We start from the raw sequence: 24,564 nt of genomic DNA on the forward strand, positions 1-24,564 counted from the left end.
CCCCGCCGCTCGCCCTTGGCGCGTTCAGAAGCCCAGGCGCCGCAGCTGCTTGGGGTCGCGCTGCCAGTCCTTGGCGACCTTCACATGCAGGTCGAGGAAGACCGGGGTGCCGAGCAGGGCCTCGATCTGGCGGCGCGCGGTGCTGCCGACGTGCTTCAGGCGCGCGCCCTTGGGCCCGATGACGATGCCCTTCTGGCTGGGGCGTTCGATGAAGAGGTTCGCGTGGATGTCGAGCAGCGGACGGTCGGCCGGGCGGTCCTCGCGCGGCAGCATCTCCTCGACCACGACGGCGATCGAGTGCGGCAGCTCGTCCCGCACCCCTTCGAGCGCGGCCTCCCTGATCAGCTCGGCCACCATGACCTGCTCGGGCTCGTCCGTGAGGTCGCCCTCGGGGTAGAGCGGCGGCCCCTCGGGCAGCAGCGGCACCAGCAGGTCCGCGAGCAGCTCGACCTGGGCGCCCGAGACGGCCGAGACGGGCACGATCTCGGCCCACTCGAACCCCGCCTCCTTGCCGAGGCGGTCCACGGCGATCAACTGCTCGGCGAGCGCGTCCCGTTCGGCCAGGTCGGTCTTGGTGACCACCGCGACCTTGGGGGTGCGGCGGATCTGCGCGAGCTCGCCCGCGATGAAGCGGTCGCCCGGGCCGACCTTCTCGTTCGCCGGGAGGCAGAAGCCGATCGCGTCGACCTCGGCCCACGTCGCGCGCACCACGTCGTTGAGCCGCTGGCCCAGCAGCGTGCGGGGCTTGTGCAGCCCCGGGGTGTCCACGAGCACGAGCTGCGCTTCGGGGCGGTGCACGATGCCGCGCACGGTGTGCCGCGTGGTCTGCGGGCGGTTGGAGGTGATCGCGACCTTGGTGCCGACCAGGGCGTTGGTCAGCGTGGACTTGCCCGCGTTGGGGCGACCGACGAAGCACGCGAAGCCGGAGCGGTGCCCGGCGGGGGCGGAGGAGGAGGCGGGGATGCTCATGAGGCCGCGATCGTCGCACGGAGGACGCCGTCGGGGCCAGCCAGCAGCACGGGAACGCCCGCCCCGCCCAGGTCGAGCACCGCCGCCAGGTCGTCGTCGGGCAGCGTGCCCGCCTCGGTGACGACGGCGGCGGCCTCGAGACCTTCGGCGCCGCCGGCGACCGCCATCGCGACGGCGAGGCGCAGGGCGCTCAGCCGCAACGAGTCGAGCGCCACCGTGGTCGCCGCATAGGTCCGCCCCGTGGTGTCCCGCACCGCGGCCCCCTCGGCGACGCCGTTGCGGGCCCGCGCGCCTCGGGCCAGGGTGATGATCTTCTTGTCCTCGGGATCGAGGGGCCCGGTCGGGTCAACGGCCTCAGTCATGGCTCCGAGCTTAGGCCCTGCCGGGACAGCGCCTCACAGGTCCGTGGTGCCGGGCTGATCGGGGCGGGGCACGGCCGTGCGGCCCGCGGCGACCTCCTCGAGCTTCTCCACGGCGCGCTCGGCGAACGCCACGATGTCGCCCGAGCCCGAGTCGTCGCGGCCCGCCTGGGCGACCCGCACGGTGTGCGCGCCGACACGGGCGATCACGACGTCGGCGACGACCGGCGCCGTGGCCGACTCCCCCTCGACCCGCCGCTGGAACCTGACGGCCAGCGCCTCCTCGCCCAACTCGCCGACGGACGCGGCGTCCAGGCGCTCGGCGTCATAGGCCACGCGCTCCCCGCCGCCCTCGGTGGCGTGGAACGTCCGGCACGCGCCGTCCACGGCGTCGCGCAGCGCGTCCAACGACCGCCGCGCCCGATCGGTGTCACGGTGCGCCGCGGCGACGGTGGTGACGAACGGCCCGCTGCGCGTCCGCGCGAACCCGGCCCGCGCGGCGGTCTTGGCGTCGGTGTCGAACAACTCACGGCAGCGGGACTCACTCGGGTCCGGCACGCCGAACCCGCGCCTGGCGGCGGACCGCTCGCTGTCACTGGCCCACCCGGCGGGAAAGTCGACGGCGTCGAGCAGGGCCTCGCGGAGCTGCTGCTCACTGAGCGCGTCGGAGGCGAGGGGCCGCCCGGGCGCCAACGCCAGGCTCAGCATGGCGATCCCCGCGACCACGGCTGTCCGAAGGTGCGTGTCCATGCCTCCCATGGCGCCAGCCGAACGCCCGTACGGCCACCACGTGAGCCCCATTCGAGTGAGAAACACCCTGCGGGCAGCGGGTGCCTCCGGCGGCGGAACGGTGACGTCGGCCATGGAGCCGGGCCGCCGTTGTCGGGCCTCCCGCCGGGGCGGGCCGGTGCCCCGGAGGCGGCGGCCGAACGCCGTACGAGGGCCGTCAGCCGCGGCACGCGACGAAGCGGCAGAGACCCCGCCGCGCGGCGGCCCTGGCCGCCGGAGGCGGCGCGTCCCACCCCGCCGCAGCCATGCGAACGGACCACCACTGCCAGGCGGCAGCCGAGTCGCCGCGCGGCGGACCCTGCGCCACCGCACACCGGTCAGCCCACACCGGCCCATCGCCGGGCACCCACCGGAGACGGCGAGGCACCGAGGCCCCACCGCTCAGACCGAGGTGCGCCCGCCAGGGCGCGACTCCACCACCGACCACCGGCACCCCGCCGCTCAGCGGCGAACGTGCCGCACAGCGGCCACCACCCCACACCGGTGGCCCGCCGGACCGCCCGCCGCGCAGCGGCCCTCGCCGCCGGAGGCGGCGCGTCGCACCCCGCCGGAGGCGCCCTCACTCGAGCCGCACCGGCTCGACAAGCACCCGGTCAATCCTGTTGCGCCGCCCCGCGGGCGACTCCGCCGTCAGGCGCAGCGCGGACAGGCCCGTTCCGCCCTGCTCGGCCGAGACGTCCACCTCGGCCACCGCCCCGGCGATCGGCACCCGCCCCAGCGCCTTGGCCAGCAGGCCGCCCACCGTTTCCACGTCCTCGTCCTCGAGGCGCAGCCCGTACAACTGCCCGAGCTGCCCCAGGTCGAGACGCGACGTCACGCGGTAGGCGCCGTCGCCGACCGACTCCACGGGCGGCAGCTCCACGTCGTACTCGTCGGTGATCTCGCCGACGATCTCCTCCAGGATGTCCTCGATCGTCACCAGGCCCGCCGTGCCGCCGTACTCGTCGATGACGACCGCGACATGCGTCCGGCTGCGCTGCATCTCGCGCAGCAGATCCCCCGCGTTCTTCGTGTCGGGCACGAACGCCGCGGGCCGCATCACCGTCTCGACCAGCTCGGACTCGGCCTCGCGGCTGATGTGCACCTTCCGCGCCAGGTCCTTGAGGTAGACGATGCCGACGATGTCGTCGTCGCTCTCCCCCGTCACCGGGATCCGCGAGAAGCCGGAGCGCAGCGCGAGCGAGAGGCCCTGCCGCAGCGTCTTGTGGCGGTCGAGCGAGACCAGGTCGGTGCGCGGCACCATCACCTCGCGCACCAGGGTGTCGCCGAGCTCGAAGACGGAGTGCACCATGCGGCGTTCCTCGTCCTCGATCAGCGACTCGCGCTCCGCGAGGTCCACCATGGCCCGCAGCTCCGCCTCGGACGCGAAGGGGCCCCTGCGGAACCCCTTGCCCGGCGTCAGGGCGTTGCCCAGGATGATCAACGCCTGGATCAGCGGGCCGAGCACGCGCGCCAGCGGGATCAGGACGTAGGACGCCGCCGTGACCGTGTTGAGCGGGTGCTGGCGGCCGATCGTGCGCGGCGAGACGCCGACGGCGACGAACGACAGCAGCAGCATCACGCCGAACGCCGCGGCCAGCGCCTGCCACACCTCGTCGAACTCCTGGAGCAACGCGTACGCCACGAGCACCGCCGCCGCCATCTCCCCGGCGACGCGCAGCAGGAGCGCGAGGTTCAGGTAGCGGGCCGGGTCGGCGGCCACGAGCGCGAGCCGCTCCGCGCCGCGCCGCCCGTTGCGCTGCGCCTCCTCCGCGCGGAACCCCGTGATCACCGCGAGCGCCGCCTCCGCGCACGAGGAGAGCCAGGCCACGATCAGCAGCCCGATGACGGAGACGAGCAGGGTGGCGGTCATGTGGTGGTGGGGGCGGGGGACGGACCCGGCAGGCCGCGCTCGGCGCGCCAGCCGTCCACGATGGCCTTCTGGAGCCCGAACATCTCTGCCTTCTCGGCCGTCTCCTCGTGGTCGTACCCGAGCAGGTGCAGCACCCCGTGCACGGTGAGCAGCTGGAGCTCGGTGTCCATGGAGTGGCCCGTGGGGGCCGCCTCCCCCTGCCGGCGGGCCACCTCGGGGCAGAGCACGACATCCCCGAGCAGGCCCTGGACCGGCTCCTCGTCGTCCCGCGAGGGCGGCCGCAGCTCGTCCATCGGGAACGACATCACATCGGTGGGTCCGGGCAGCTCCATCCACTGGAGGTGGAGCTGCTCCATCGCCGCCTCGTCCACCGCGATCACCGAAAGCTCGGAGAGCGGATGGATCCGCATCCGGGTCAGGGCGTAGCGCGCGATGTCGAGGATGGCCCGTTCGTCGATCTCCAGGCCGGATTCGTTGTTGACCTCGATCGCCATGATGAGGAGAGGCTACTTCCCGTTCCGATCGCCGCCGCGGTCACCGGTGCGTTCGCTGGTCCGCACGTCGAAGCGGTCGTAGGCGTCCACGATGCGGCCGACCAGCTTGTGGCGGACCACGTCCTGGCTGGTGAGGCGCGAGAAGTGCACGTCATCGACGCCGTCGAGGATCTCCTGGACCTGGCGCAGGCCGCTCTTGGTGCTGCCGGGGAGGTCGACCTGGGTCACGTCGCCCGTGATCACGATCTTGGACTCGAACCCCAGGCGGGTGAGGAACATCTTCATCTGCTCGGGGTTCGTGTTCTGGGCCTCGTCCAGGATGATGAACGCGTCGTTCAGCGTCCGGCCGCGCATGTACGCGAGCGGCGCGACCTCGATCGTGCCCGCGCTGAGCAGCCGCGGGATCGAGTCGGGGTCGAGCATGTCGTGCAGCGCGTCGTAGAGGGGGCGCAGATACGGGTCGATCTTCTCGTAGAGCGTCCCCGGCAGGAAGCCGAGCCGCTCCCCCGCCTCGACGGCGGGCCGGGTGAGGATGATCCGGTTGACCTGCTTCGACTGGAGCGCCTGCACGGCCTTGGCCATCGCCAGATAGGTCTTGCCGGTGCCTGCGGGGCCGATGCCGAAGACGATCGTGTGGGTGTCGATCGCGTCCACGTAACGCTTCTGGTTGAGCGTCTTGGGGCGGATGGTCTTCCCTCGGTTCGACAGGATGTTCTGCGTCAGGACCTGGGCGGGGCTCGCGCCCGAGCCCTCCTCGCCGCGCAGCATGCCGATCGACCGCTCCACGGCGTCCTCGCTCAGCGGCTGCCCGGTCCGCAGGACCAGCATCATCTCGTCGAACAGGCGCTGGACCAGGCGGACATCGTCCTCCTCGCCGGTGGCGCTGATCTCGTTCCCCCGGACATGGATGTCGGTGCCGGGGAAGGCCCGCTCGATGACGCGCAGCAGGGAGTCCCCGGAGCCCAGCACCGTGACCATGGGGTGCTTGGCCGGCACGGTGAACCGGGCGGTCGCCTCGGCGCGGGCCGCTGGCTGGTGTGTGGGTGTCTGTGTCATGGGCGGCCCACTGCGGACCTGCTCATCCCTCTCTGCGCTGGGGTATCCGTGGATCCCAGGGTACGCCGCGGATCCGACAGAGCCACAGGAAATTACCCAGCGCGATCGACCCTGTTCGTCGTGCTCTTGACAACGTGCCGAGCGGTGTCGGAGCGGCCGCGCGCGGCGCCCTGGCCGACCACCGCGACGGCCAGCGCGATCGCCGCCGCGGCCAGCAGCGCCCAGGCCGCGCCGAGCCTGATCAGGCCCGCCCCGGCCGCCGCGCCCGCCCCCATCGTCGCCAGCACGACCGCCCGCCTGACCCACGGCTGACCGGGCCCGTCGGCCATCAGCCCGGTGAACGTGGAGGTGACCACGACCGTGGGCACGTCGCGGACGGCGAGGTGGCGCGCGGTCGCCGCCTGCCCGCCCAGGGCGAGCGCCAACGCGCCCGAGACGAGCAACGCCCCCGCCTCGTCCGGGTGGTCGACGGCGAAGAGCGCGGGCGCCGACCCCGCCACCAGCGCCACCACGGCGCAGAGCAGCGCGGTGTGGCGGCCCGCCCAGACCTTCGGCGGCGCCGACCGCAGCGCGAGCCCGCCGAGCGCCGCGCCCGCCGCGAATGCGGCCAGCACCACGGCGGGCCCGAGCACCGGCAGGCTCCCGGTGCCGGGCACGGCGGCGCCGAGGATGATCAGATTCCCCGTCATGTTCCCGGCGAAGACGCCGCCGAGTGACAGGAAGCTGACCGCGTCGACCATGCCAGCGGCGAAGGTCAGCACCATCAGCAGGACGAGCGGCGAGCCCTGGCCTTGGCCTGGCATCGTCAGGTGGGGGTGCGGAAGCCGAGGGTCGGCACCGCCCTGCGGCGCGGCCACGGCCTGGGGTCCTCGGGCAGCACGTCGCGCAGGAACGCGTACCGCTCCAGGGCCTGCCCGAGCGGCCCGCTCTCCGGGGTGAGCTGCCGCACCCGCTGCCACCACGCCGCGATCTCGCCCCAGCCGGGCGCGGAAAGGGAGCCGCCGAACTCCTGGACCGAGAGCGCCGCCGTGAGCCCCGCGAGCGCCAGCCGGTCGGCCAGCGGCCAGCCCGCGAGCGTCCCGGTCAGGAAGCCCGCGACGAAGACGTCGCCCGCGCCCGTGGTGTCGAGCGCCTCCACCACGATCGCGGGCACCTCGGCCGTCTCCCCCGTGCCGCCGTCCACGGCGTACGCGCCGTCCGCGCCCATGGTCACCACCGCGAGCGGCACCGTGCGGGTGAGCGCGTGGGCCGCCGCGCGCGGGGAGTCGGCGCGGGTGTAGCGCATGGCCTCCGTGGCGTTGGGCAGGAACGCCGCGCAGTGCTCCAGGTCGGGCAGCGCCGCCAGGTCCCAGCGCCCCGTGTCGTCCCAGCCGGTGTCCGCGAGGACGAGGCTGCCCGCGCGGGCCGCGGCGCCGATCCACTCCTGGGGCTGGCCAGGGCTGAGCGAGGCGACGCACGAGCGGGCGCGCGGCGGCTCGGGGCTCGCCGCCGAGACGGGCGCCTCGTGGCCGTGCGAGATCATGGTCCGCTCCCCGTCGTAGGCCAGGGAGACGGTGACCGGCGAGTGCCAGCCGGGGACCGTGCGGGAGCGGGACAGGTCGATGCCCTCGCCGCGCTCGAGCGTCTCCCAGCAGTACTCGCCGTAGTGGTCGTCGCCGAACGCCGCCGCGAGGCTGGTGCGCAGGCCGAGCCTGGCGAGGGCGGTGGCCATGTTGGCGACGCCGCCCGGGCTCGACCCCATCCCGCGCGCCCATGACTCGGTGCCGCGCACGGGCGCGGAGTCGAGCCCCGTGAAGATGATGTCGAGGAAGACCGTGCCGGTCAGATACACGTCGCACGGGGGATCCCCGGGCGCGCGCACCCCGGCGAGTGGGTCGACGTTCTCCGTGGTCACGAGGTGCTCCCGGTCATGGCGGCGGTCCCTTCCTACGGTACGTTCCGCCTCATGAGGCTCACGATCATCGGCGGCGGCGGGTTCCGTGTCCCCCTGGTATACCGGGCGCTACTGACAACGCCTGGGAGCGAGGTCACGCTGTTCGACCCGGACGGGGCCAGGGTGCGGGTGATCGGGGACGTGCTCGCGGGGATGGCGGCAGGGCGCCGCGACGCGCCCGCGGTGCGGATCGCGCCGTCGCTCGACGAGGCGGTGCGCGGCGCGGACTTCGTGTTCAGCGCGATCCGGGTGGGCGGCACGGCGGGCCGGGTGCGCGACGAGCGGGTGCCGCTCGCCGAGGGCGTGCTCGGGCAGGAGACGGTGGGCGCGGGCGGCGTGCTCTACGGGCTGCGCACGGTGCCGGTGGCGCTGCGGATCGCGGCCCGCGTGCGGGCGCTCGCCCCCGACGCGTGGCTGATCAACTTCACCAACCCCGCGGGTCTGGTGACCGAGGCGATGGCCGCCGAGCTGGGCCACCGGGTCATCGGCATCTGCGACTCCCCCGTGGGCCTGGTGCGGCGCGCGGCGCGGGCGGCGGGCGTGGACCCCGAGGACGTGCGGTACGGCTATCTGGGCCTCAACCACCTGGGCTGGCTGCGCTCGTTGACCCACCGGGGCCGTGACCTGCTGCCCGGGCTGCTCGCCGACGACGCGGCGCTCGCGTCGTTCGACGAGGGGCGCCTCTTCGGCGGCGAGCTGCTCAGGGCGCTCGGCGCGCTGCCCAACGAGTACCTCCAGTACTACTACCGCGCGCCCGAGACGCTCAGGGCCGCGCGGGAGGCGGACGAGACGCGCGGGGAGTTCCTCGACCGTCGGCAGGGCACGTTCTTCGCCGCCGCGGCCCGCGACCCCGGGAGCGCGGGCGCGCTGTGGGAGCGCGCGCGGCGGGAGCGCGAGGAGACCTACGGCGGCGGGGACCGCGACCCGTGGGACCTGGAGGGCGGCGGCTACGAACGCGTCGCGCTGGCCCTGATGCACGCCATCGCCGAGGACCGCCGCACGCGGCTGATCCTCAACGTCCGCAACGGCGACGCCTGTCCCGCCCTGCCCCATGACGCGATCGTCGAGACGGTGTGCGAGGTCGACGCCAACGGCGCCCACCCGGTGCCGTGCCTGTCCCCCGGCATGGCGGAGCTGGGCCTGATGCTCCAGGTGAAGGCGGCCGAACGCGCCACGATCGAGGCGGCGGTGAGGCGCTCGCGCCCCGCGGCCCTGCGCGCCCTGGCGCTGCACCCCCTGGTGGGCTCGGCGGACACGGCCTCCAGGATCCTCGCGGCGGTGGCGTTCCCGCCGCTCTGAGCGGGGGCCTCCTGGCGGGTCCGCCTCAGGCGCGGGGTGGGACGGGGACGCGTTCCAGGTCATCGGCCACCGTGAGGGCGCCGGTGAAGCCGGCGGCGCGCGCCTCGTCCTCGAACGCCGCGGGGTCCTGGTACCGCTGCGAGAAGTGCGTCAGCACCAGGTGCCGCACCCCGGCCCCCGCGGCGACGCGCGCGGCCTGCGCGGCGGTGAGATGGCCGTACTCCTCGGCGAGGCGCGCGTCGCGGTCCAGGAAGGTGGACTCGATGACCAGCAGGTCGCATCCGTCGGCCAGCTCGTGGACCCCGTCGCACAGCCGCGTGTCCATGATGAACGCGAAGCGCTGGCCCCGGCGTTCGACGCTGACCTCGTCGAGGGCCACGCCGCGCAGCGAGCCCTCCCGCAGCAGCCGCCCGACGTCGGGGCCGCCGATGCCGCGCGCCGCGAGGCGCTCGGGGAGCATCGTGCGGCCCGCGTGCTCGGCCAGCCGGTACCCGAAGGAGTCGACGGGGTGCGACAGGGCGCGCGCGTGGAGCGTGTAGCCCTCCGTCCGCGCCAACGCGCCCCCCTCGCCCGCCACGGGGCTCGGCTCGATCCGCGCCGTCTCGTGGTACGCGGTGGCGTGCCGCAGCCGGTCGAAGTACGCCTGCCCGGTGGCCGGGTAGTGCACGGGCACGGGGTGCGGCACGCGGTCGAGGCTGATGCGCTGGAGCACCCCGGCGAGCCCGAGTGAGTGGTCGCCGTGGAAGTGGGTGACGCAGATCCGGGTCAGCTGGTGCGCGGTGACCCCGGCGTGCAGCAGCTGCCGCTGCGTCCCCTCGCCGGGGTCGAACAGGATCGCGTCGGAGTCCCAGCGCAGGACATAGCCGTTGTGGTTGCGCAGCCGGGTCGGCACCTGGCTCGCGGTGCCGAGCACCACGAGCTCACGCGCGGGCACCGGTGGCTCCGGCTAGCCTGGCGGCCATGCGAGGCCGCGCCCGCCCAGCACATGGGCGTGCGCGTGGAAGACCGTCTGCCCCGCCCCCACGCCGGTGTTGAACACGACGCGGTACCCGGTCTCGTCCACCTTCCCCCCCGCGGCCACCGCGCCCGCCTCGCGCAGCACGTCGGCGGCCAGCGCGGGCGCCTCGGTGGCGAGGGTCACGGCGTCCCTGTAGTGCGCCTTGGGGATCACCAGGACATGGCAGGGTGCCTGGGGGTTGATGTCCTGGAAGGCGACCACCGTGTCCGTCTCGTGGACCACCGTCGCCGGGACCTCGCCGGCCACGATCTTGCAGAACAGGCAGTCGGCCTGGGGTTCTCCCGCCATCGCCTTGGGGCCCTCCTCGCGGGCGTCGTCCAACGAGTACGCCCCCGGATGCTATCGGCTGACCCGGGTGTCAGGAACGCGGGGATGCGGGTACGCGCTCCTTCGGCTCGCCGGGGCACTGTCAGAACCGGCTGGTAGCCTCCGACGGCGGGCACGGACACCATGACCGCACGACCAGGGACCGCCGAGTTCGAGGAGAATGACGGCGGATACGACTCGTCGTTCCTGCTCCGGTCCGGCTGGGGAGAGGAGCCTGTGATGTCCACGGATGCCGTGGTGATGCCGATCGTGACCATCGGGGTGCTGTGGGGCGGCCGGGTGGTCGCGCTCCTCGAGCCGCGCGGCCACCCCGATGAGCGGGCCTCGTAACGCCGTCCGGCTCCGTTTCTCGCTGGCCGACGACCCGGACACCGGGCGGGCGGTGGCCACGGCGGTGGACGTGCCGGGCGAGGGCGCGGCGTTCGATGGCGCGACGTTCGATGGCGTGGTGTTCGAGCCGCCCGAGCGGCTGGCGCGCCTGGTCGCGGCGGCGGCCCCTGCCCCGGGGCGCGGCTCGCTCGGCCACGCCAGGCTGCCTGACGGCGGGGGCGCGGTGCTGTGCCATGTGCCCGAGGGCGGCGGCACCGCCGAGGTGCTGTTCGTGCCGGACGGCGCGGCGGGGGCGCCCGTTCCGCACCCCGTCGACCTGTGGCGGCCGCCGGGGTGGGCGGACGACGAGCGGCTGGCGCGGTTCGCCGGGGAGCGGGCCGACCGGGTGGTGCCGTTCCTGTCCGATGTGCGGCGGCTGTTCGTCGCGTTCGACGGGCGGCCGCTCGTCGTCGCGGAGGAGGAGCAGGAGACGGTGGCGCTGTGGATCGCGCTGGCCTGCCGCTTTCTGCACCGCTCGGGCGAGCCCGCGAACGCCGGAGCGCTGACGTTCACCACGCGCGCCCCTCGGCCCCACGACGCGCCCCAGCAGATCGTGGGGATCGGCCCCGACAGCCCGTTCGACCGCGCCGACCCGGCGCTGCTCGGCACCCGGTACCGGGTGCACGACGGGCTCGGCGGCGAGGGCAGCCCGCCGGAGCCCGACCCCTGGGTGGAGCAGGTGGTGCGCTCATGGCTGCGCCCTGCCGACGAGCGGCTGAGGCTCGCCGCCGAGCGGCTGCGCGGACGGCCCCACGAGCTGCGCGGCGTCGGTCTGTTCCGGATGCTGGCCGGGCGGCTGCCCACGGGCGGGCCAGGGGACGCCGCGTCCCTCGCGCTGCTCTACGAGCTGGTGTGGGGCCGGGACGCCCCCGATGTCGCGGGCGCGCTCGAGCTGATCCGCTCGTGCCCCCCTGGGCTGCTGGCCGAGGCGCGGCTCCATCCACGGCTCGCCGGGGCGCTGGTCGGCACGGGCGAGATCACCGACGAGCACTGCGCGCTCGCCAGGGAGCTGCTGCGGTGGGAGCGCACCCTGCCGCTCGCCCCCCGGGTGCGCGCCACGGCCCAGCTGCTGGTCGCGGGCCAGGACATCGCGGCGGGCGGCCAGGCCGCCGAGGCGGCGGAGCGCTTTCTGCGCACCGAGCTGAACACCCCGCACTCCCGCGTCCCCCAGGGCCCGCTCGCCTGGGCCCGCCGCAGGCTGCGCCGCTCCGAGACCGGCGCGCGCCTGCCCCCGCCGCTGCCTGACCCGCGCCGCGCGCGGCGCGGGGAGTGGGAGGAGCGCCCCGGCGCGTGACGGGCGTCACCGGCGTGCGCGGGGCGCGTTCAGGCCCAGCGGCCCGTGCGGCCCATGAGCAGCGCCGCCGCGGCGGTTCCCGCGGTCGAGGTGCGCAGCACGGTGGGACCGAGCCGGTAGGGCGTGGCGCCCGCCGCGGTGAACGCCGCCAGCTCGTCGGGGGTCACGCCGCCCTCGGGGCCCACGATCAGCACCAGCTCCCCGGCGTCCGGCAGCGGAGCGGTGGCCAGCGGCGCCTCGGCGCCCTCGTGCAGGACCGCAGCGAACGCCGCCTCCTTCGCCAGCCACTCGGCGACCTCACGCGTGGTCCTGGCCGCCGACACCCGGGGGAAACGCGTCCTGCGCGCCTGCTTGCCCGCCTCGCGCGCCGTCGCGCGCCACTTGGCGAGGGACCTGGCGCCGCGCTCGCCCCGCCACTGGGTGACGCAACGGGCCGCCGACCAGGGGGTGATCGCGTCCACGCCGGTCTCGGTCATGGTCTCCACGGCCAGCTCGCCGCGGTCCCCCTTGGGCAGTGCCTGGACGACCGTGATCGACGGCCGCGGCGGCGGCTCGTGCCAGACCTCGCCGACCTCGACGGTCAGCCGGTCCTTGCCCTCGACGGCCGCGACCGTGCCCGAGGCCCCCGTGCCCTCGCCGTCCGTGAGGACCACGGCCTCGCCGACCCTCAGGCGCCGCACGGAGACCGCGTGGCGTCCCTCGGGCCCTTCGAGCAGCAGCGCGGCGCCGCGCCCGACCGCCGTCAGCGAGTCGTGCACAAAGACGGGAGCGGTGGTCATGTGGCCGCCGCCTAGCGTCCGTTGAAGGCGTCCTTCAGCCGGGAGAACAGCCCCTGCTGCCCCGGCTGGAACTGCCCGAGCGGACGCTCCTCGCCCCTCAGCTTCGCCAGCCGGCGCAGCAGCTCCTCCTGCTCGGGGTCGAGCTTGCCCGGGGTCTGCACCTCGACATGGACGACGAGGTCACCCCGGCCGTTGCTCCGCAGGTGGGAGACGCCGCGGCCGTGCAGCGGTATCGACTGACCCGACTGCGTGCCGGGCCTGATGTCGACCTCTTCCATGCCGTCGAGCGTCTCGAGCGGCACCTTGGTGCCGAGCGCGGCGGCCGTCATCGGGATCGTGACCGTGCAGTGCAGGTCGTCGCCGCGCCGCTGGAAGACGGGGTGCGGCTTCTCGCGGATCTCGACGTACAGGTCGCCCGCGGGGCCGCCGCCTGGGCCGACCTCGCCCTCGCCCGCGAGCTGGATCCGCGTGCCGTTGTCCACGCCCGCGGGGATCTTCACCGTCAGCGTGCGGCGCGTGCGGACCCGGCCGTCGCCCGCGCACTCGGGGCACGGGGTCGGCACCACGGTGCCGAAGCCCTGGCACTGCGGGCACGGCCGCGACGTCATGACCTGGCCGAGGAACGAGCGCGTGACCTGCGAGACCTCGCCGCGCCCCCGGCACATGTCGCACGTCTGCGCGGAGGTGCCGGGAGCGGCGCCCTCGCCGTTGCACGTCGTGCAGACGGTGGCCGTGTCGACCTGGATCTCCTTGGTGGTGCCGAACGCCGCCTCGTTCAGGTCGATCTCCAGGCGGATCATGGCGTCCTGGCCGCGCCGCGTGCGCGACTTCGGGCCGCGCTGCGACGCGGTGCCGAAGAAGGCGTCCATGATGTCCGAGAAGTTCCCGGGGAAACCGCCCGCGCCGAAGCCCGCGCCCGCCGAGGCGCCGCCCATCGGGTCGCCGCCCAGGTCGTACATCTGCTTCTTCTGCGGGTCGGAGAGCACCTCGTACGCGGTGTTGATCTCCTTGAACCGCTCCTGCGTCTTCGGGTCCGGATTCACGTCCGGGTGGAGCTCCCGCGCGAGCCTGCGAAAGGCCTTCTTGATCTCGTCCTGCGAGGCATCGCGCTGCACGCCCAGGACCGCGTAGTAGTCCGCCGCCACTTAGTTCTCCGCGAGGATCTGTCCGACGTACCGTGCCACTGCGCGCACCGCTCCCATCGTTCCGGGGTAGTCCATGCGGGTCGGTCCGACCACGCCGAGCTTAGCGACCGCCTCGTCCCCTGAACCGTAACCGACCGAGACGACCGAGGTGGACGTGAGCCCCTCATGGGCGTTCTCGTGGCCGATGCGCACGGTCACCCCCGAGTCCTTGGCCTCCCCCAGGAGCTTCAGGAGCACGACCTGCTCCTCGAGCGCCTCGAGCACCGGACGGATGGTGAGGGGGAAGTCGGTCGCGAAGCGGGTCAGATTGGCGGTGCCGCCGATCATGAGCCGCTCCTCCGTCTCCTCCACCAGAGTCTCCAGCAAGGAGGACAGCACCGTCGAGACCGTCCCCCGGTCCTCGGCGTCGAACGAGTCGGGCAGGTCCGCCACGAGCGGCGGCACGTCGGTGAAGCGCTCCCCGACGATCCGGCTGTTCAGCCGGGCGCGGAGATCGGCCAGCGACGTCTCGCCGAACGGTGCGGGGCAGTCCACCACGCGCTGCTCGACGCGGCCCGTGTCCGTGATCAGCACCAGCATGAGGCGGGCAGGGGCCAGGGCGAGCAGCTCCACATGGCGCACCGTGGAACGGCTCAGCGAGGGGTACTGCACGACGGCGACCTGCCGGGTGAGCTGGGCGAGGAGGCGGACCGTGCGGCCCACCACGTCGTCCAGGTCGACGGCGCTCTCCAGGAAGCTCTGGATGGCGCGACGCTCGGGCGTCGACAGGGGCTTGACGTCGGCGAGCTTGTCGACGAACAGCCGATAGCCCTTGTCCGTGGGCACGCGCCCCGCGCTCGTGTGGGGCTGGGCGATGTACCCCTCCTCCTCGAGCGCGGCCATGTCGTTGCGCACGGTCGCGGGGGACACCTGGAGGTTGTGCCGCTCGGTCAACGCCTTGGAGCCGACCGGCTCCTCCGTGCCGACGTAGTCCTGGACGATGGCGCGCAACACCTCGAGCCTGCGTTCACTGAGCATGTCGCGCACACCTCCCGTCCGGCGGTCACCTGCTGGCTGCCGTCCTGGCACTCCGCTGGGCTGAGTGCCAAGCCCTGTCCCAGTGTACGGCCGGGTAGCACGGCCAGGGAACGAGCAGCCGGGAGAGATCGGGAAGAACTGGGGGGCACGTTACGGTCGTGGCATGGACACGCGGGACGCAAGGGACATGGGGGACCCGACGGGCTGGGACGAGCCGGCCCCTGGGGTGCTGCGCCGTCGGCTGCCCGGGTGGGACGAGACGGTCGGGGCGGTCGTGGGCGACGACGGGGTGCTGCTCGTGGACGCGGGCCCGTCGCGTTCGGCCGCCGCGGCGCTGGCCGACGGGCTGCGGAGGAGGCTCGGGGCGCCGGTGACGCGCCTGGTCCTCACGCACGCGCACTTCGACCACGCGCTCGGCGCGGGCGCGTTCCCTCGGGCCGAACGGTACGCGGCGGCCGGACTCGCCGCGTCGCTGGCGCGGGGGGCGCGCGCGGCGCTGGCCGCCGACGCGGCGCGCCACGGGGCGGACCTGGCGGCGGCGGAGGCGGACGCGCGCGCCGTTCCCGCGCGGTGGCGCGAGGTACGCCGGGGGCTGACGGTGTCGCTCGGCGGCGCGCGGAGCGTGGTGCTGGCATCCCTCGGCGCCGCGCACTCCCCCGGCGACCTGGCGGTGCTGGTGCCGGGAACGCCCCCCGTGGTGTTCTGCGGCGACCTCGTCGAGGAGTCGGGCGAGCCCCAGGCGGGCGATGACGCCTCGCCGGAACGCTGGCCCGCCGCCCTCGACCGGCTGCTGGCCATCGGCGGCCCCGCCGCGCGGTATGTGCCGGGCCATGGCGCGGTGGTGGACGCCGCGTTCGTCCACGCCCAACGGGCCGCGCTGGCCCAGCGCTTCGGGATCGGCGCCCCGCGCCCGTGATCTGATGGACCCATGCGCAGCAGACAGTACGGACCGGGGCTCGGCGGCCCCGACCTCACGCCGCCCTGGAAGCGATCGGCGCCCGCCCCCGAGGTACCGGCCGAGCCCGACCTCGTGGTCGAGGAGGTCACCACCGGGTTCTGCGGCGCGGTGATCGCGTGCGACAAGGCGACCGTGACACTGGAGGACCGTTTCGGCGCCCATCGTGTCTTCCCGCTCGAGCCGCGCGGCTTCCTGCTCGAGGGCAGGCCCGTCACGCTGGTCCGCCCCCGGGCGACGCCGCACGCCGGGCGGGGGCGCCCCGCGAGAACGGCCTCCGGGTCGATCGCCGTGCCGGGCGCCCGCGCGCGGGTGGCGCGCGCCGGGCGCATCTATGTGGAGGGGCGCCACGACGCCGAGCTGGTCGAGAAGGTGTGGGGCGACGACCTGCGCGTGGACGGCGTGGTCGTGGAGTACCTGGAGGGCATCGACGATCTCCCGGCCGTCGTCGCGGAGTTCGGGCCCTCGGCCGACGCCAGGCTGGGGGTGCTGGTGGACCACCTGGTGCCGGGATCGAAGGAGTCCCGGATCGCCGCGGCGATCGACGACCCGCATGTGCTGGTCGTGGGCCACCCGTTCATCGACATCTGGGCGGCGGTCAAGCCGTCGGCGGTCGGGATCGACGCGTGGCCCGACGTGCCGCGCGGCCAGGACTGGAAGACGGGCGTGTGCCGGGCGCTCGGCTGGCCTGGGCCCACGGGCGCGGCCTGGCAGCGGATCCTGGCGCGGGTGCGCGACTACCGCGACCTCGACCCGGGGCTGCTCGGCCCCGTCGAGCACCTCATCGACCATGTGACGGTCGGCACCTCCGCCTGAGCCCGGCGGTCGCGGGCGGGTGGCGGACAATGGGGGCCATGCCCTCCGCCCTCCCCGAAGGCGAGCCCGTCCCCGACGACGGCGCGCTCCCCGCGTCGGCCCTGTCGGGCGCCGCCGACCGGCCGCTCGCGTTCTACCTGCATGTGCCGTACTGCGCGTCCCGCTGCGGGTACTGCGACTTCAACACCTACACGGCGAGCGAGCTGCGCGGCTCGGGCGGCGTCCTGGCCTCCCGCGAGCGGTACGCCGAGACGCTCGAGCTCGAGATCCGGCTGGCGCGCAAGGTGCTCGGCGACGACCCGCGCCGGGCGAGCACGGTGTTCGTCGGCGGCGGAACGCCCACGCTGCTGCCGCCCGAGGCGCTGGCGCGGATGCTCGACGCGGTGCGGAGCGAGTTCGGTCTCGCGCCAGGGGCCGAGGTGACCACGGAGGCGAACCCCGACTCCGTCGACCCCGCGTCCCTCGCGGCGCTGCGCGCGGCGGGCTTCAACCGGATCTCGTTCGGCATGCAGAGCGCGCGCCCCCATGTGCTCGCGCTGCTGGAACGCACCCACACGCCGGGGCGCCCTGAGGCGTGCGTGGCGGAGGCGCGCGCCGCCGGGTTCGACCATGTGAACCTCGACCTGATCTACGGAACGCCGGGCGAGACCGACGACGACTGGCGCGCCTCGCTCGACGCGGCGATCGGCGCCGGACCCGACCATGTCTCGGCGTACTCGCTGATCGTCGAGGAGGGGACGCGGCTGGCCGCCCGGGTGCGGCGGGGCGAGGTCCCGATGACGGACGAGGACGAGCACGCGGACCGTTACCTGATCGCGGACGAGCGACTGTCGGCGGCGGGCTTCGCGTGGTACGAGGTCTCCAACTGGGCGACGTCCCCCGCCGCCCGCTGCCACCACAACGAGCTGTACTGGACGGGCGCCGACTGGTGGGGCGCGGGCCCCGGCGCGCACAGCCACGTGGGCGGCACCCGCTGGTGGAATGCCAAGCACCCCGGCGCCTACGCGGCGGCGCTCGCGGCGGGCCGCTCCCCCGGCGCGGGCCGTGAGGTCCTCACGCCCGAGGACCGCAGGGTGGAGCGGATCCTCCTCGAGCTCCGCCTCTCCGAGGGATGCCCGCTGTCACTGCTCCGCCCCTCGGGGCTCGCGGCGGCCGAGCGGGCGGAACGCGAAGGGCTGCTCCGCCTGACCGCGACCCACGCGCGGCTGACTCGGCGAGGCCGCCTCCTGGCGGACGCGCTGGTCCGCGAGCTGGTGGACTAGTCCCCTCCGGGGAGGTACCCGCGCGCCGCATGCGGGTACGGCGCCAGCACCGTTGCGCGGCCCCCCGGCCGCAAGCCCGCTACGCATCGGCATCAGCGCCATCGACCGACCGCCACGGGCCGGGCTGAGCCCAGGTGAACGGGTGCCAGCGCCGTTGCCACCCCGCACGAGGCCCCGGGCAAAGCCCGGCACGTACCGGGGTCAGCGACGTTGACCCAACCGCCGCACGGCAAGGCCCGGGCAAAGCCCGGAGCGCACCGGCACCAACGGCGTTGACCCACCGCCGCGCGGCACCAACGGTCCGGGCGGAGCCCGGAACAGCACGCGCATCGGCACCACCGCCACCGCGCGACAGGCCCCGGGCGGAGCCCGGCACGCGCCGACGCGGACGTGGGATCGTGCGACGCGGTGGGTGGGCGCGCGGGTAAGGCCCGGCAAGGGCTACTGTTCCACGAACATCCGCTCGATCAGGGGCTCGAACTCCCGCTCCACCACGGGCCGCTTCAGCTTCAGGCTCGGCGTCAGGTCGCCGTGTTCGACGTCGAGCTCCCTCGGCAGCAGCTCGAACTTCTTGATCGTCTGCCACCGCTGCAACCCCGCGTTGAGCGTGTCGACATAGCCGTCGATCAGCCGCCGCGTCCGCTCATGGGCCACGATCTCCGCGTAACTCCCGGTCAGACCCTCCTCCTTGGCCCACCCCAGGATCGCCGCCTCGTCGAGCGCGATCAGCGCCGCGCAGTACTTGCGGCCCGCGCCGATCACCACCATCGTCGAGGCGTAGGGACACACCACCTTGAAGCGGCCCTCGATCTCCGTGGGCGCGACGTACTTCCCGCCCGACGTCTTGAAGAGGTCCTTCTTGCGGTCGGTGATCCGCAGATACCCGTCGTCGGACAGCTCCCCGATGTCCCCCGTGTGGAACCAGCCGTCCGGCTCGAGCACCTTCTCCGTCTGCTCGGGCAGCCCGTGGTAGCCCTGCATGATGCCGGGCCCGCGCAGCAGGATCTCGCCGTCCTCGGCTATCCGCACCTCGTTGCCGGGGAACGCCTTGCCGACCGTCCCGGTGCGCAGCGCGCTGCTGGGGTTGATGAAGCTGGCCGCGGCCGACTCGGTCAGCCCGTAGCCCTCCAGGATCGGTATCCCCGCGCCCGCGAAGAAGAAGCCGATGTCCGGGGTGAGCGCGGCGGAGCCGGAGACGCACGCCCGCATGTTCCCGCCGAACGCCGCCCGCAGCTTCTTGTAGACCAGCCGGTCGGCGACCGCGTGCTTCGCCGCGAGCCCGGCGGGCACGGACGCCTTGCCGGTGCGGCGGAAGCTCTCCTGGGAGGCGCGGGCGTGGGCGCGGGCGATGTCGGCGGACCAGTTGAATATTCTGAGCCTCGCCGCCCCGCCCGCCCTGGCCTTGGCCGCGACGCCGTTGTAGACGCGTTCGAAGATGCGCGGCACCCCGCACATGTAGGTGGGCTTGACCACGGGAAGGTTCTCGATGATCTTGTCGACCCGGCCGTCCACCGCCATCACATGGCCGACCTTGATGTGCCCGGCGAGCAGCACCTTGCCGAAGACGTGCGCGAGCGGCAGCCACAGGTACTGGATGTCGTCCTCGTGCACGACGTTGACCGCCTCGATGGCCAGGGCCATGTAGGACCATGTGTCCTGGCTCAGCCGCACGCCCTTGGGGCGGCCCGTGGTGCCCGACGTGTAGATCAACGTCGCCAGCTGGTCGCCGCGCAGCGCGGCTGTCGTGTCGGTGACGCAGTCGGGCTTGGCCTCCAGGTACGCGGCGCCCCGCTCGGCCAGCTCGGCCAGCGAGAGCACCCACCCCTCGGGGTCGTCCGCCGCGGGCTCGACCCCGGACGGGTCGATCACCACGACATGGTCAAGACCCGGGAGGTTGCCGCGCGCCTCGCGGACCTTGGCGAGCTGCGTGGCGTCCTCGGCTATCAGCACGCGGCTGCCGGAGTCGGCCAGGATGAAGACGGTCTCCTCGGCGTTGGTCTGGGGGTAGACCGTGGTGGTCGCGGCGCCCGCGCACATGATGCCGAGGTCGGTCAGGATCCAGTCGACGCGCGTCGTCGACGCTATGGCGACGCGCTCCTCGGGGCGGATGCCGAGGTCCATCAGCCCGGCGGCGATGGCGTACACGCGTTGCGCCGCCTGCGCCCACGTGTAGCTGTGCCACGCGTCGGGGCCCCCTTCCGTGGCGACCGGGTAGCGGAACGCCTCGAGGTCGGGGGTCTCCGCCACGCGCTCCAGGAGCAGATGCGCCACGGAGGGCGGGCGGTCGCTGATCGAGGTGGTGGACGACTGTGTCTCGGTCACGACTTCCTCCGGGTGCCGCACTGCACGGACGTAACTGCCGGGTAACCCATGGGTGGCGATCAGACTAAGCGCCCGGGCCCCGGCGCGTAAGAGGCTTCCCGCCCGTCATTTCCTGCTCTTCGCCTCGCCGCCGTCCGAGTCGGAGGAGAGCGCGGCGATGAACGCCTCCTGAGGCACCTCGACGCGGCCGACCATCTTCATGCGCTTCTTCCCCTCCTTCTGCTTCTCCAGCAGCTTCCGCTTCCGCGAGATGTCGCCGCCGTAACACTTGGAGAGCACGTCCTTGCGGATGGCGCGCACGGTCTCCCTGGCGATCACCCGGGAGCCGATGGCGGCCTGGATCGGCACCTCGAACTGCTGCCGCGGGATGAGCTCGCGCAGCTTCGCGGCCATCTTGACGCCGTACGCGTACGCCTTGTCCTTGTGCACGATCGCGGAGAACGCGTCCACCTTGTCGCCGTGCAGCAGGATGTCGACCTTGACCAGGGCCGCGGCCTGCTCGCCCGTGGGCTCGTAGTCGAGGGAGGCGTAGCCGCGGGTCTTGGACTTCAGGGCGTCGAAGAAGTCGAAGACGATCTCGGCGAGCGGCAGGGTGTAACGCAGCTCGACGCGCTCCTCGGAGAGGTAGTCCATGCCCTTCATGACGCCGCGCCTGGTCTGGCACAGCTCCATGATCGCGCCGATGTACTCGCTCGGGGCGATCAACGTCGCGCGCACGACCGGCTCGCGCACGTCCGCCACCTTGCCCACGGGGAACTCGCTGGGGTTGGTGACCGTGTGCTCGACGCCGTCCTCCATGGTCACGCCGTAGACGACGTTGGGCGCGGTGGCGATCAGGTCGAGGCCGAACTCCCGCTCGAGGCGCTCCCTGATGACCTCGAGGTGCAGCAGGCCGAGGAAGCCCACGCGGAAGCCGAAGCCGAGGGCGGCGGAGGTCTCCGGCTCGTACACCAGCGCCGCGTCGTTGAGCTGGAGCTTCTCCAGGGCGTCGCGCAGCGCGGGGTAGTCGGAGCCGTCGATGGGATAGATCCCCGAGAACACCATCGGCTTGGGGTCCTTGTAGCCGCCGAGCGCCTCGGTGGCGCCGCCGCGCTGGAAGGTGACGGTGTCGCCGACCTTGGACTGGCGGACGTCCTTCACGCCGGTGATCAGATAGCCGACCTCGCCCACGGAGAGGCCGTCGGCGGGCGTCATCTCGGGGGAGTTGACGCCGATCTCGAGCAGCTCGTGGGTGGCGCCCGTGGACATCATCGCGATGCGGTCGCGGTGGCCGAGGCGGCCGTCGACGACCTTCACATAGGTGACCACGCCGCGGTAGGCGTCGTAGACCGAGTCGAAGATCATCGCGCGGGCCGGGGCATCGGCGACGCCGACCGGGGCGGGGACCTGGCGGACGACCTCGTCGAGCAGCGCCTCGACGCCCTCGCCCGTCTTGGCGGAGACGCGCAGCACGTCGCCGGGGTCGCAGCCGATGAGGTGCGCGAGCTCGGCCGCGAACTTGTCGGGCTGGGCCGCGGGCAGGTCGATCTTGTTGAGCACGGGGATGATCGTGAGGTCGTTCTCCATCGCCAGGTAGAGGTTGGCGAGGGTCTGGGCCTCGATGCCCTGGGCGGCGTCCACCAGCAGGACGCAGCCCTCGCACGCGGCGAGGGAGCGGGAGACCTCGTAGGTGAAGTCGACGTGCCCCGGGGTGTCGATCATGTTCAGCACATGGGCGGTGTCCCCCGCGGCCCAGGGCATCCTGACCGCCTGGGACTTGATCGTGATGCCCCGCTCGCGCTCGATGTCCATCCGGTCGAGATACTGGGCACGCATCTGGCGCTGTTCGACGACGCCGGTGAGCTGGAGCATCCGGTCGGCAAGGGTCGACTTGCCGTGGTCGATGTGCGCGATGATGCAGAAGTTGCGGATGAGAGCCGGGTCGGTACGGCTCGGCTCCGGCGCGTTCGAGGAGATCGCGGGCACGCGGGATCCTGTCGGGTCATGGCTGTGGGTCGTGTGGTCGCTGTCCATCGTCCCATGCGGACGGGGGTCGCCCCGGATTGGGAGCGCGGGGGCGGCCGCTGGTACGCTGGCCCACTGTGTCCGATGAGGGCACACTCTTTTTCTCCCCATCTCCACCGAGAAGGCTCACTTCGTGGCGAACATCAAGTCCCAGATCAAGCGCATCAAGACGAACGAGAAGGCCCGCCTGCGGAACCAGGCGATCAAGTCCGAGGTCAAGACGGCGGTGCGCCGGGCCCGCGAGGCCGCGGCCACCGGCGACGTCGAGAAGGCCGAGGCGGCGCGGCGCGAGGCGTCCCGCAAGCTCGACAAGGCCGTGAGCAAGGGCGTTCTGCACAAGAACAACGCCGCCAACAAGAAGTCGGCGCTCGCCCAGCAGGTCAACGCGCTCCAGGGCTGACGCCCGCGCGCCGGTACGGCTCGGCGGCCCCTCTCTCCGCCCCTGCCGGTCGCGGCACCGCACCGATCACCGTTCGCCACGCGGGTGCGGTGTCCTCGTGAACGTTTCCCAGGCCCCCGGCCGCCCCTCGTGGGTGGCCGGGGGCCTGTGTCGCGTGCGCGCGCCTGGCGCGTGCCCGGTGCGTTCCGGGGGAAAACGCGAGGGAGGGACGGCAGTTGAGCGGGTAGGTTCGCTGTATGTCGATGCCGGGGGGCTCGAACCCTTATCAGCAGCCGCAGCCGTACGGCGCGCCGCCCGCGTCCTACGGCTATCCGCAGGGGCCCGGCGGGTTCGGGCCGATGGTGCCGCCGGGTCCGCCCTCGGGTGGCAGGGGCCGTTCGGCGGTCTGGGTCGCGGGCTTCGCGGGCGCGCTGCTCGCGTCGGCCGCGTGGGGCGGGGTCGTGGTGGCGACCGGGGGCCTCGGCTCGGGCGAGGGGGACGCCGACCTGGCCGGGTACCGGTTCGCGCGGGACATGTGCGAGACGGGCGACATGACCGCGTTCGAGGACGACTACCGGCCGTACGCCGAGAGCGAGCCGCGTCCGCAGTCGGCGCGGAGCGACGCTCTCGACCTGAGCAGCTGCGAGTTCTCCCTCGAGCCGCGGGGCGCGGACCCGAGCGGCTACGAGACGGCGTACATGAGGTACGAGATCACCTGGCACAAGGCCACCGATCCCGAGGGGGAGTTCGCGGCGGCGGCCGAGTCGTACGACCAGTACAACGAGTTCGAGGGGTTCTACGAGTACCGCGCCGAGCCCCTCGACGACCTGGGCGACGAGGCGTTCATCGTCTACGGCGACGACTCGTCCACGGGCGACCTTTCGTGGGTGAGCCTGATGGTGCGGGACGGGTGGTTCGAGTACGGGCTGACGTGGAACGCGTTCCTCACGGAGCCTGGCAGCGACCACCTGACCGAGCCCGACCGCGTGCGGGACATGCTCGTCGCCGCGACGGAGGAGACGCTGGCGGCGCTCCAGGAGCCGGTGGGCGAGGGGGACACCCCGGGGGACTCGGTCTGAGCCGGGGCGGGGCCGAGGCGGAGGGCGGGCCGGGGCGCGGGCCTCAACGGGAGCGCGCCGAGGCCGCGATGGTCACCACCGCGCGCTCCAACGCGTACCCGGGGTCGTCGCCCCCGCCCTTGACGGCGGCGTCCGCGTCGGCGACGGCGGTCAGGGCGGTGGCCACGCCGTTCGCCGACCAGCCGCGCATCTGCTGCCTGACGCGGTCGACCTTCCACGGCGGCATGCCGAGCTCGCGCGCCAGGTCGGCGGGGCGCATCCCGCCGGGGGCCGAGGCCAGCTTGCCGATGGCGCGCACCCCTTGGGCGAGGGCGCTGGTGATCAGCACGGGCGCGACGCCCGTGGCCAGCGCCCAGCGCAGCGCCTCCAGGGCGTCGGCGGTGCGGCCCTCCACCGCGCGGTCGGCGACGGTGAAGCTGGACGCCTCGGCCCTGCCGGTGTAATACCGCGCGACGACGGCCTCGTCGATCGTGCCCGGCTCGTCCGCCGCCAGCTGGGAGCAGGCCGAGGCCAGCTCGCGCAGGTCGCTGCCGATGGCGTCGACGAGGGCCTGGCAGGCGGCGGGCGTGGCGCTGCGCCCGACGACCCTGAACTCCGCGCGCACGAACGCCAGCCGGTCGGCGGGCTTGGTCATCTTCGGGCAGGCGACCTCGCGGGCCCCGGCCTTGCGGGCGGCGTCCAGCAGCCCCTTGCCCCGCGCCCCGCCCGCGTGCACGAGGACCAGGCTGATCTCGTCGGCGGGCGCGGCCACATACGCCTTGACGTCCTTGATCGTGTCCGCGCCGAGGTCCTGGGCGGCGCGGACGACGATGACCTTGCGCTCGGCGAAGAGGGACGGGCTGGTCAACTCCGCGAGCGTGCCCGGCTGGAGCTCGCCCGGGCCCACGTCGCGCACGTCGGTGTCGGGGTCGGCGGCGCGCGCCGCCGCGACCACCTCGGCGACGGCCCGGTCGAGCAGCAGCTCCTCCTGGCCCACGGCGAGGGTCACGGGGGCGAGCGGGTCGCCCTGACCGGTCGTTCTGGCAGCCATGCGGCCAGCATCCCACG

At 73.7% G+C, this 24,564-nt stretch carries 24 protein-coding genes; 8 read left to right on the plus strand and 16 right to left on the minus strand.

The genetic code is table 11. The features are described from left to right. Nucleotides 1-24: 24 nt before the first annotated feature. The 8 genes from era to D7318_RS07310 form a co-directional block, all read right to left on the minus strand. Nucleotides 25-969 (minus strand): GTPase Era, encoded by a 945-nt coding sequence (era, locus tag D7318_RS07275; RefSeq protein WP_120696024.1) that lies wholly within the window; start codon nucleotides 967-969, stop codon nucleotides 25-27. Then, nucleotides 966-1,331 carry a cytidine deaminase gene (locus D7318_RS07280; RefSeq protein ID WP_120696025.1) on the minus strand — a complete coding sequence of 122 codons (366 nt, stop codon included), beginning with the start codon at nucleotides 1,329-1,331 and terminating at the stop codon, nucleotides 966-968. The genes era and D7318_RS07280 overlap by 4 nt, the downstream gene beginning before the upstream one ends. A 33-nt stretch (nucleotides 1,332-1,364) precedes the next feature. Beyond that, the gene (locus D7318_RS07285; RefSeq protein ID WP_147437636.1) at nucleotides 1,365-2,078 is read right to left on the minus strand and encodes a hypothetical protein; all 714 of its coding nucleotides are present in this window, start codon (nucleotides 2,076-2,078) and stop codon (nucleotides 1,365-1,367) included. Between the two features lie 598 nt (nucleotides 2,079-2,676). Beyond that, nucleotides 2,677-3,969 carry a hemolysin family protein gene (locus tag D7318_RS07290; protein ID WP_120696027.1) on the minus strand — a complete coding sequence of 431 codons (1,293 nt, stop codon included), beginning with the start codon at nucleotides 3,967-3,969 and terminating at the stop codon, nucleotides 2,677-2,679. Continuing rightward, on the minus strand, nucleotides 3,966-4,463 hold the full coding sequence (gene ybeY, locus D7318_RS07295) for an rRNA maturation RNase YbeY (RefSeq protein WP_120696028.1): 498 nt from the start codon (nucleotides 4,461-4,463) through the stop codon (nucleotides 3,966-3,968). The genes D7318_RS07290 and ybeY overlap by 4 nt, the downstream gene beginning before the upstream one ends. Before the next feature lie 12 nt (nucleotides 4,464-4,475). Next, the gene (locus D7318_RS07300) at nucleotides 4,476-5,519 is read right to left on the minus strand and encodes a PhoH family protein (RefSeq protein ID WP_120696029.1); all 1,044 of its coding nucleotides are present in this window, start codon (nucleotides 5,517-5,519) and stop codon (nucleotides 4,476-4,478) included. A 92-nt stretch (nucleotides 5,520-5,611) separates the two neighbouring features. Then, entirely contained in the window at nucleotides 5,612-6,376 is a 765-nt protein-coding gene (locus D7318_RS07305; RefSeq protein WP_230423473.1) for a YoaK family protein, read from the minus strand. Further along, the gene (locus D7318_RS07310) at nucleotides 6,325-7,413 is read right to left on the minus strand and encodes a PfkB family carbohydrate kinase (RefSeq protein WP_120696030.1); all 1,089 of its coding nucleotides are present in this window, start codon (nucleotides 7,411-7,413) and stop codon (nucleotides 6,325-6,327) included. The genes D7318_RS07305 and D7318_RS07310 overlap by 52 nt, the downstream gene beginning before the upstream one ends. Before the next feature lie 51 nt (nucleotides 7,414-7,464). Between D7318_RS07310 and D7318_RS07315 the strand changes: the two genes are divergently transcribed. Beyond that, nucleotides 7,465-8,751, plus strand: coding sequence for a 6-phospho-beta-glucosidase (locus D7318_RS07315; RefSeq protein ID WP_120696111.1), 1,287 nt, complete (start codon nucleotides 7,465-7,467; stop codon nucleotides 8,749-8,751). 25 nt (nucleotides 8,752-8,776) lie between these two features. Here D7318_RS07315 and D7318_RS07320 read toward each other — a convergent pair whose 3' ends face one another. Together D7318_RS07320 and D7318_RS07325 are read right to left on the minus strand one after the other, a co-directional pair. Next, nucleotides 8,777-9,685 (minus strand): ribonuclease Z, encoded by a 909-nt coding sequence (locus tag D7318_RS07320; protein WP_120696031.1) that lies wholly within the window; start codon nucleotides 9,683-9,685, stop codon nucleotides 8,777-8,779. Between the two features lie 12 nt (nucleotides 9,686-9,697). After that, nucleotides 9,698-10,057, minus strand: a complete 360-nt coding sequence (locus D7318_RS07325; RefSeq protein WP_120696112.1) for a histidine triad nucleotide-binding protein — start codon at nucleotides 10,055-10,057, stop codon at nucleotides 9,698-9,700. A gap of 162 nt (nucleotides 10,058-10,219) precedes the next feature. On the opposite strand from D7318_RS07325, the gene D7318_RS07330 reads away from it, so the two are divergent. Together D7318_RS07330 and D7318_RS07335 are read left to right on the plus strand one after the other, a co-directional pair. Next, entirely contained in the window at nucleotides 10,220-10,426 is a 207-nt protein-coding gene (locus D7318_RS07330) for a methionine/alanine import family NSS transporter small subunit (protein ID WP_120696032.1), read from the plus strand. After that, entirely contained in the window at nucleotides 10,410-11,759 is a 1,350-nt protein-coding gene (locus tag D7318_RS07335) for a GTPase-associated protein 1-related protein (protein WP_120696033.1), read from the plus strand. The genes D7318_RS07330 and D7318_RS07335 overlap by 17 nt, the downstream gene beginning before the upstream one ends. A 29-nt stretch (nucleotides 11,760-11,788) precedes the next feature. On the opposite strand, the gene D7318_RS07340 is transcribed toward D7318_RS07335, so the two are convergent. Genes D7318_RS07340 through hrcA form a run of 3 tightly spaced genes read right to left on the minus strand, consistent with a single transcriptional unit; the run spans nucleotide 11,789 to nucleotide 14,700 of the window. Next, entirely contained in the window at nucleotides 11,789-12,538 is a 750-nt protein-coding gene (locus D7318_RS07340) for a 16S rRNA (uracil(1498)-N(3))-methyltransferase (RefSeq protein WP_120696034.1), read from the minus strand. A gap of 11 nt (nucleotides 12,539-12,549) precedes the next feature. Then, the gene (dnaJ, locus tag D7318_RS07345; RefSeq protein WP_120696035.1) at nucleotides 12,550-13,683 is read right to left on the minus strand and encodes a molecular chaperone DnaJ; all 1,134 of its coding nucleotides are present in this window, start codon (nucleotides 13,681-13,683) and stop codon (nucleotides 12,550-12,552) included. Then, nucleotides 13,684-14,700 (minus strand): heat-inducible transcriptional repressor HrcA, encoded by a 1,017-nt coding sequence (hrcA, locus tag D7318_RS07350; RefSeq protein WP_120696113.1) that lies wholly within the window; start codon nucleotides 14,698-14,700, stop codon nucleotides 13,684-13,686. It lies immediately after the preceding gene. A 163-nt stretch (nucleotides 14,701-14,863) separates the two neighbouring features. On the opposite strand from hrcA, the gene D7318_RS07355 reads away from it, so the two are divergent. From D7318_RS07355 to hemW, 3 genes are read left to right on the plus strand one after another with little or no spacing between them, the layout of a single operon-like run. Then, a complete protein-coding gene (locus D7318_RS07355; RefSeq protein WP_230423474.1) occupies nucleotides 14,864-15,616 on the plus strand; it encodes an MBL fold metallo-hydrolase in 753 nt (250 codons plus the stop codon). Nucleotides 15,617-15,628: 12 nt separating this feature from the next. Continuing rightward, entirely contained in the window at nucleotides 15,629-16,471 is an 843-nt protein-coding gene (locus tag D7318_RS07360) for a DUF3097 domain-containing protein (protein ID WP_120696037.1), read from the plus strand. 38 nt (nucleotides 16,472-16,509) lie between these two features. Further along, a complete protein-coding gene (hemW, locus tag D7318_RS07365) occupies nucleotides 16,510-17,733 on the plus strand; it encodes a radical SAM family heme chaperone HemW (RefSeq protein WP_120696038.1) in 1,224 nt (407 codons plus the stop codon). 441 nt (nucleotides 17,734-18,174) lie between these two features. Here hemW and D7318_RS07370 read toward each other — a convergent pair whose 3' ends face one another. Beyond that, on the minus strand, nucleotides 18,175-20,055 hold the full coding sequence (locus D7318_RS07370; RefSeq protein WP_120696039.1) for an AMP-dependent synthetase/ligase: 1,881 nt from the start codon (nucleotides 20,053-20,055) through the stop codon (nucleotides 18,175-18,177). A gap of 105 nt (nucleotides 20,056-20,160) precedes the next feature. Further along, the gene (gene lepA / locus D7318_RS07375; protein WP_120696040.1) at nucleotides 20,161-22,020 is read right to left on the minus strand and encodes a translation elongation factor 4; all 1,860 of its coding nucleotides are present in this window, start codon (nucleotides 22,018-22,020) and stop codon (nucleotides 20,161-20,163) included. A gap of 172 nt (nucleotides 22,021-22,192) precedes the next feature. Here lepA and rpsT point away from each other — a divergent pair, with 172 nt between their 5' ends. After that, the gene (rpsT, locus tag D7318_RS07380) at nucleotides 22,193-22,459 is read left to right on the plus strand and encodes a 30S ribosomal protein S20 (protein WP_120696041.1); all 267 of its coding nucleotides are present in this window, start codon (nucleotides 22,193-22,195) and stop codon (nucleotides 22,457-22,459) included. Between the two features lie 236 nt (nucleotides 22,460-22,695). Then, nucleotides 22,696-23,517 carry a hypothetical protein gene (locus D7318_RS07385; protein ID WP_120696042.1) on the plus strand — a complete coding sequence of 274 codons (822 nt, stop codon included), beginning with the start codon at nucleotides 22,696-22,698 and terminating at the stop codon, nucleotides 23,515-23,517. Nucleotides 23,518-23,560: 43 nt separating this feature from the next. Here D7318_RS07385 and holA read toward each other — a convergent pair whose 3' ends face one another. Further along, nucleotides 23,561-24,547: a DNA polymerase III subunit delta gene (holA, locus tag D7318_RS07390; protein WP_120696043.1), complete on the minus strand. Its 987-nt coding sequence runs from the start codon at nucleotides 24,545-24,547 to the stop codon at nucleotides 23,561-23,563. Between the last annotated feature and the right edge of the window lie 17 nt (nucleotides 24,548-24,564).

Source organism: Streptomyces radicis (assembly GCF_003626575.1).
Taxonomy (GTDB): domain Bacteria; phylum Actinomycetota; class Actinomycetes; order Streptomycetales; family Streptomycetaceae; genus Streptomyces; species Streptomyces radicis.

Excerpts from the sequence above, each read along its gene's own strand:
- D7318_RS07340 (WP_120696034.1), bottom strand. The coding sequence starts at position 12,538 with ATGACCACCGCTCCCGTCTTTGTGCACGACTCGCTGACGGCGGTCGGG.
- holA (WP_120696043.1), bottom strand. The coding sequence starts at position 24,547 with ATGGCTGCCAGAACGACCGGTCAGGGCGACCCGCTCGCCCCCGTGACC.
- D7318_RS07290 (WP_120696027.1), bottom strand. The coding sequence starts at position 3,969 with ATGACCGCCACCCTGCTCGTCTCCGTCATCGGGCTGCTGATCGTGGCC.
- hrcA (WP_120696113.1), bottom strand. The coding sequence starts at position 14,700 with ATGCTCAGTGAACGCAGGCTCGAGGTGTTGCGCGCCATCGTCCAGGAC.
- D7318_RS07330 (WP_120696032.1), top strand. The coding sequence starts at position 10,220 with ATGACCGCACGACCAGGGACCGCCGAGTTCGAGGAGAATGACGGCGGA.
- D7318_RS07325 (WP_120696112.1), bottom strand. The coding sequence starts at position 10,057 with ATGGCGGGAGAACCCCAGGCCGACTGCCTGTTCTGCAAGATCGTGGCC.
- D7318_RS07280 (WP_120696025.1), bottom strand. The coding sequence starts at position 1,331 with ATGACTGAGGCCGTTGACCCGACCGGGCCCCTCGATCCCGAGGACAAG.
- D7318_RS07315 (WP_120696111.1), top strand. The coding sequence starts at position 7,465 with ATGAGGCTCACGATCATCGGCGGCGGCGGGTTCCGTGTCCCCCTGGTA.
- ybeY (WP_120696028.1), bottom strand. The coding sequence starts at position 4,463 with ATGGCGATCGAGGTCAACAACGAATCCGGCCTGGAGATCGACGAACGG.
- D7318_RS07355 (WP_230423474.1), top strand. The coding sequence starts at position 14,864 with ATGGACACGCGGGACGCAAGGGACATGGGGGACCCGACGGGCTGGGAC.
- D7318_RS07300 (WP_120696029.1), bottom strand. The coding sequence starts at position 5,519 with ATGACACAGACACCCACACACCAGCCAGCGGCCCGCGCCGAGGCGACC.
- era (WP_120696024.1), bottom strand. The coding sequence starts at position 969 with ATGAGCATCCCCGCCTCCTCCTCCGCCCCCGCCGGGCACCGCTCCGGC.
- D7318_RS07385 (WP_120696042.1), top strand. The coding sequence starts at position 22,696 with ATGTCGATGCCGGGGGGCTCGAACCCTTATCAGCAGCCGCAGCCGTAC.
- D7318_RS07285 (WP_147437636.1), bottom strand. The coding sequence starts at position 2,078 with ATGGACACGCACCTTCGGACAGCCGTGGTCGCGGGGATCGCCATGCTG.
- hemW (WP_120696038.1), top strand. The coding sequence starts at position 16,510 with ATGCCCTCCGCCCTCCCCGAAGGCGAGCCCGTCCCCGACGACGGCGCG.
- D7318_RS07360 (WP_120696037.1), top strand. The coding sequence starts at position 15,629 with ATGCGCAGCAGACAGTACGGACCGGGGCTCGGCGGCCCCGACCTCACG.
- D7318_RS07335 (WP_120696033.1), top strand. The coding sequence starts at position 10,410 with ATGAGCGGGCCTCGTAACGCCGTCCGGCTCCGTTTCTCGCTGGCCGAC.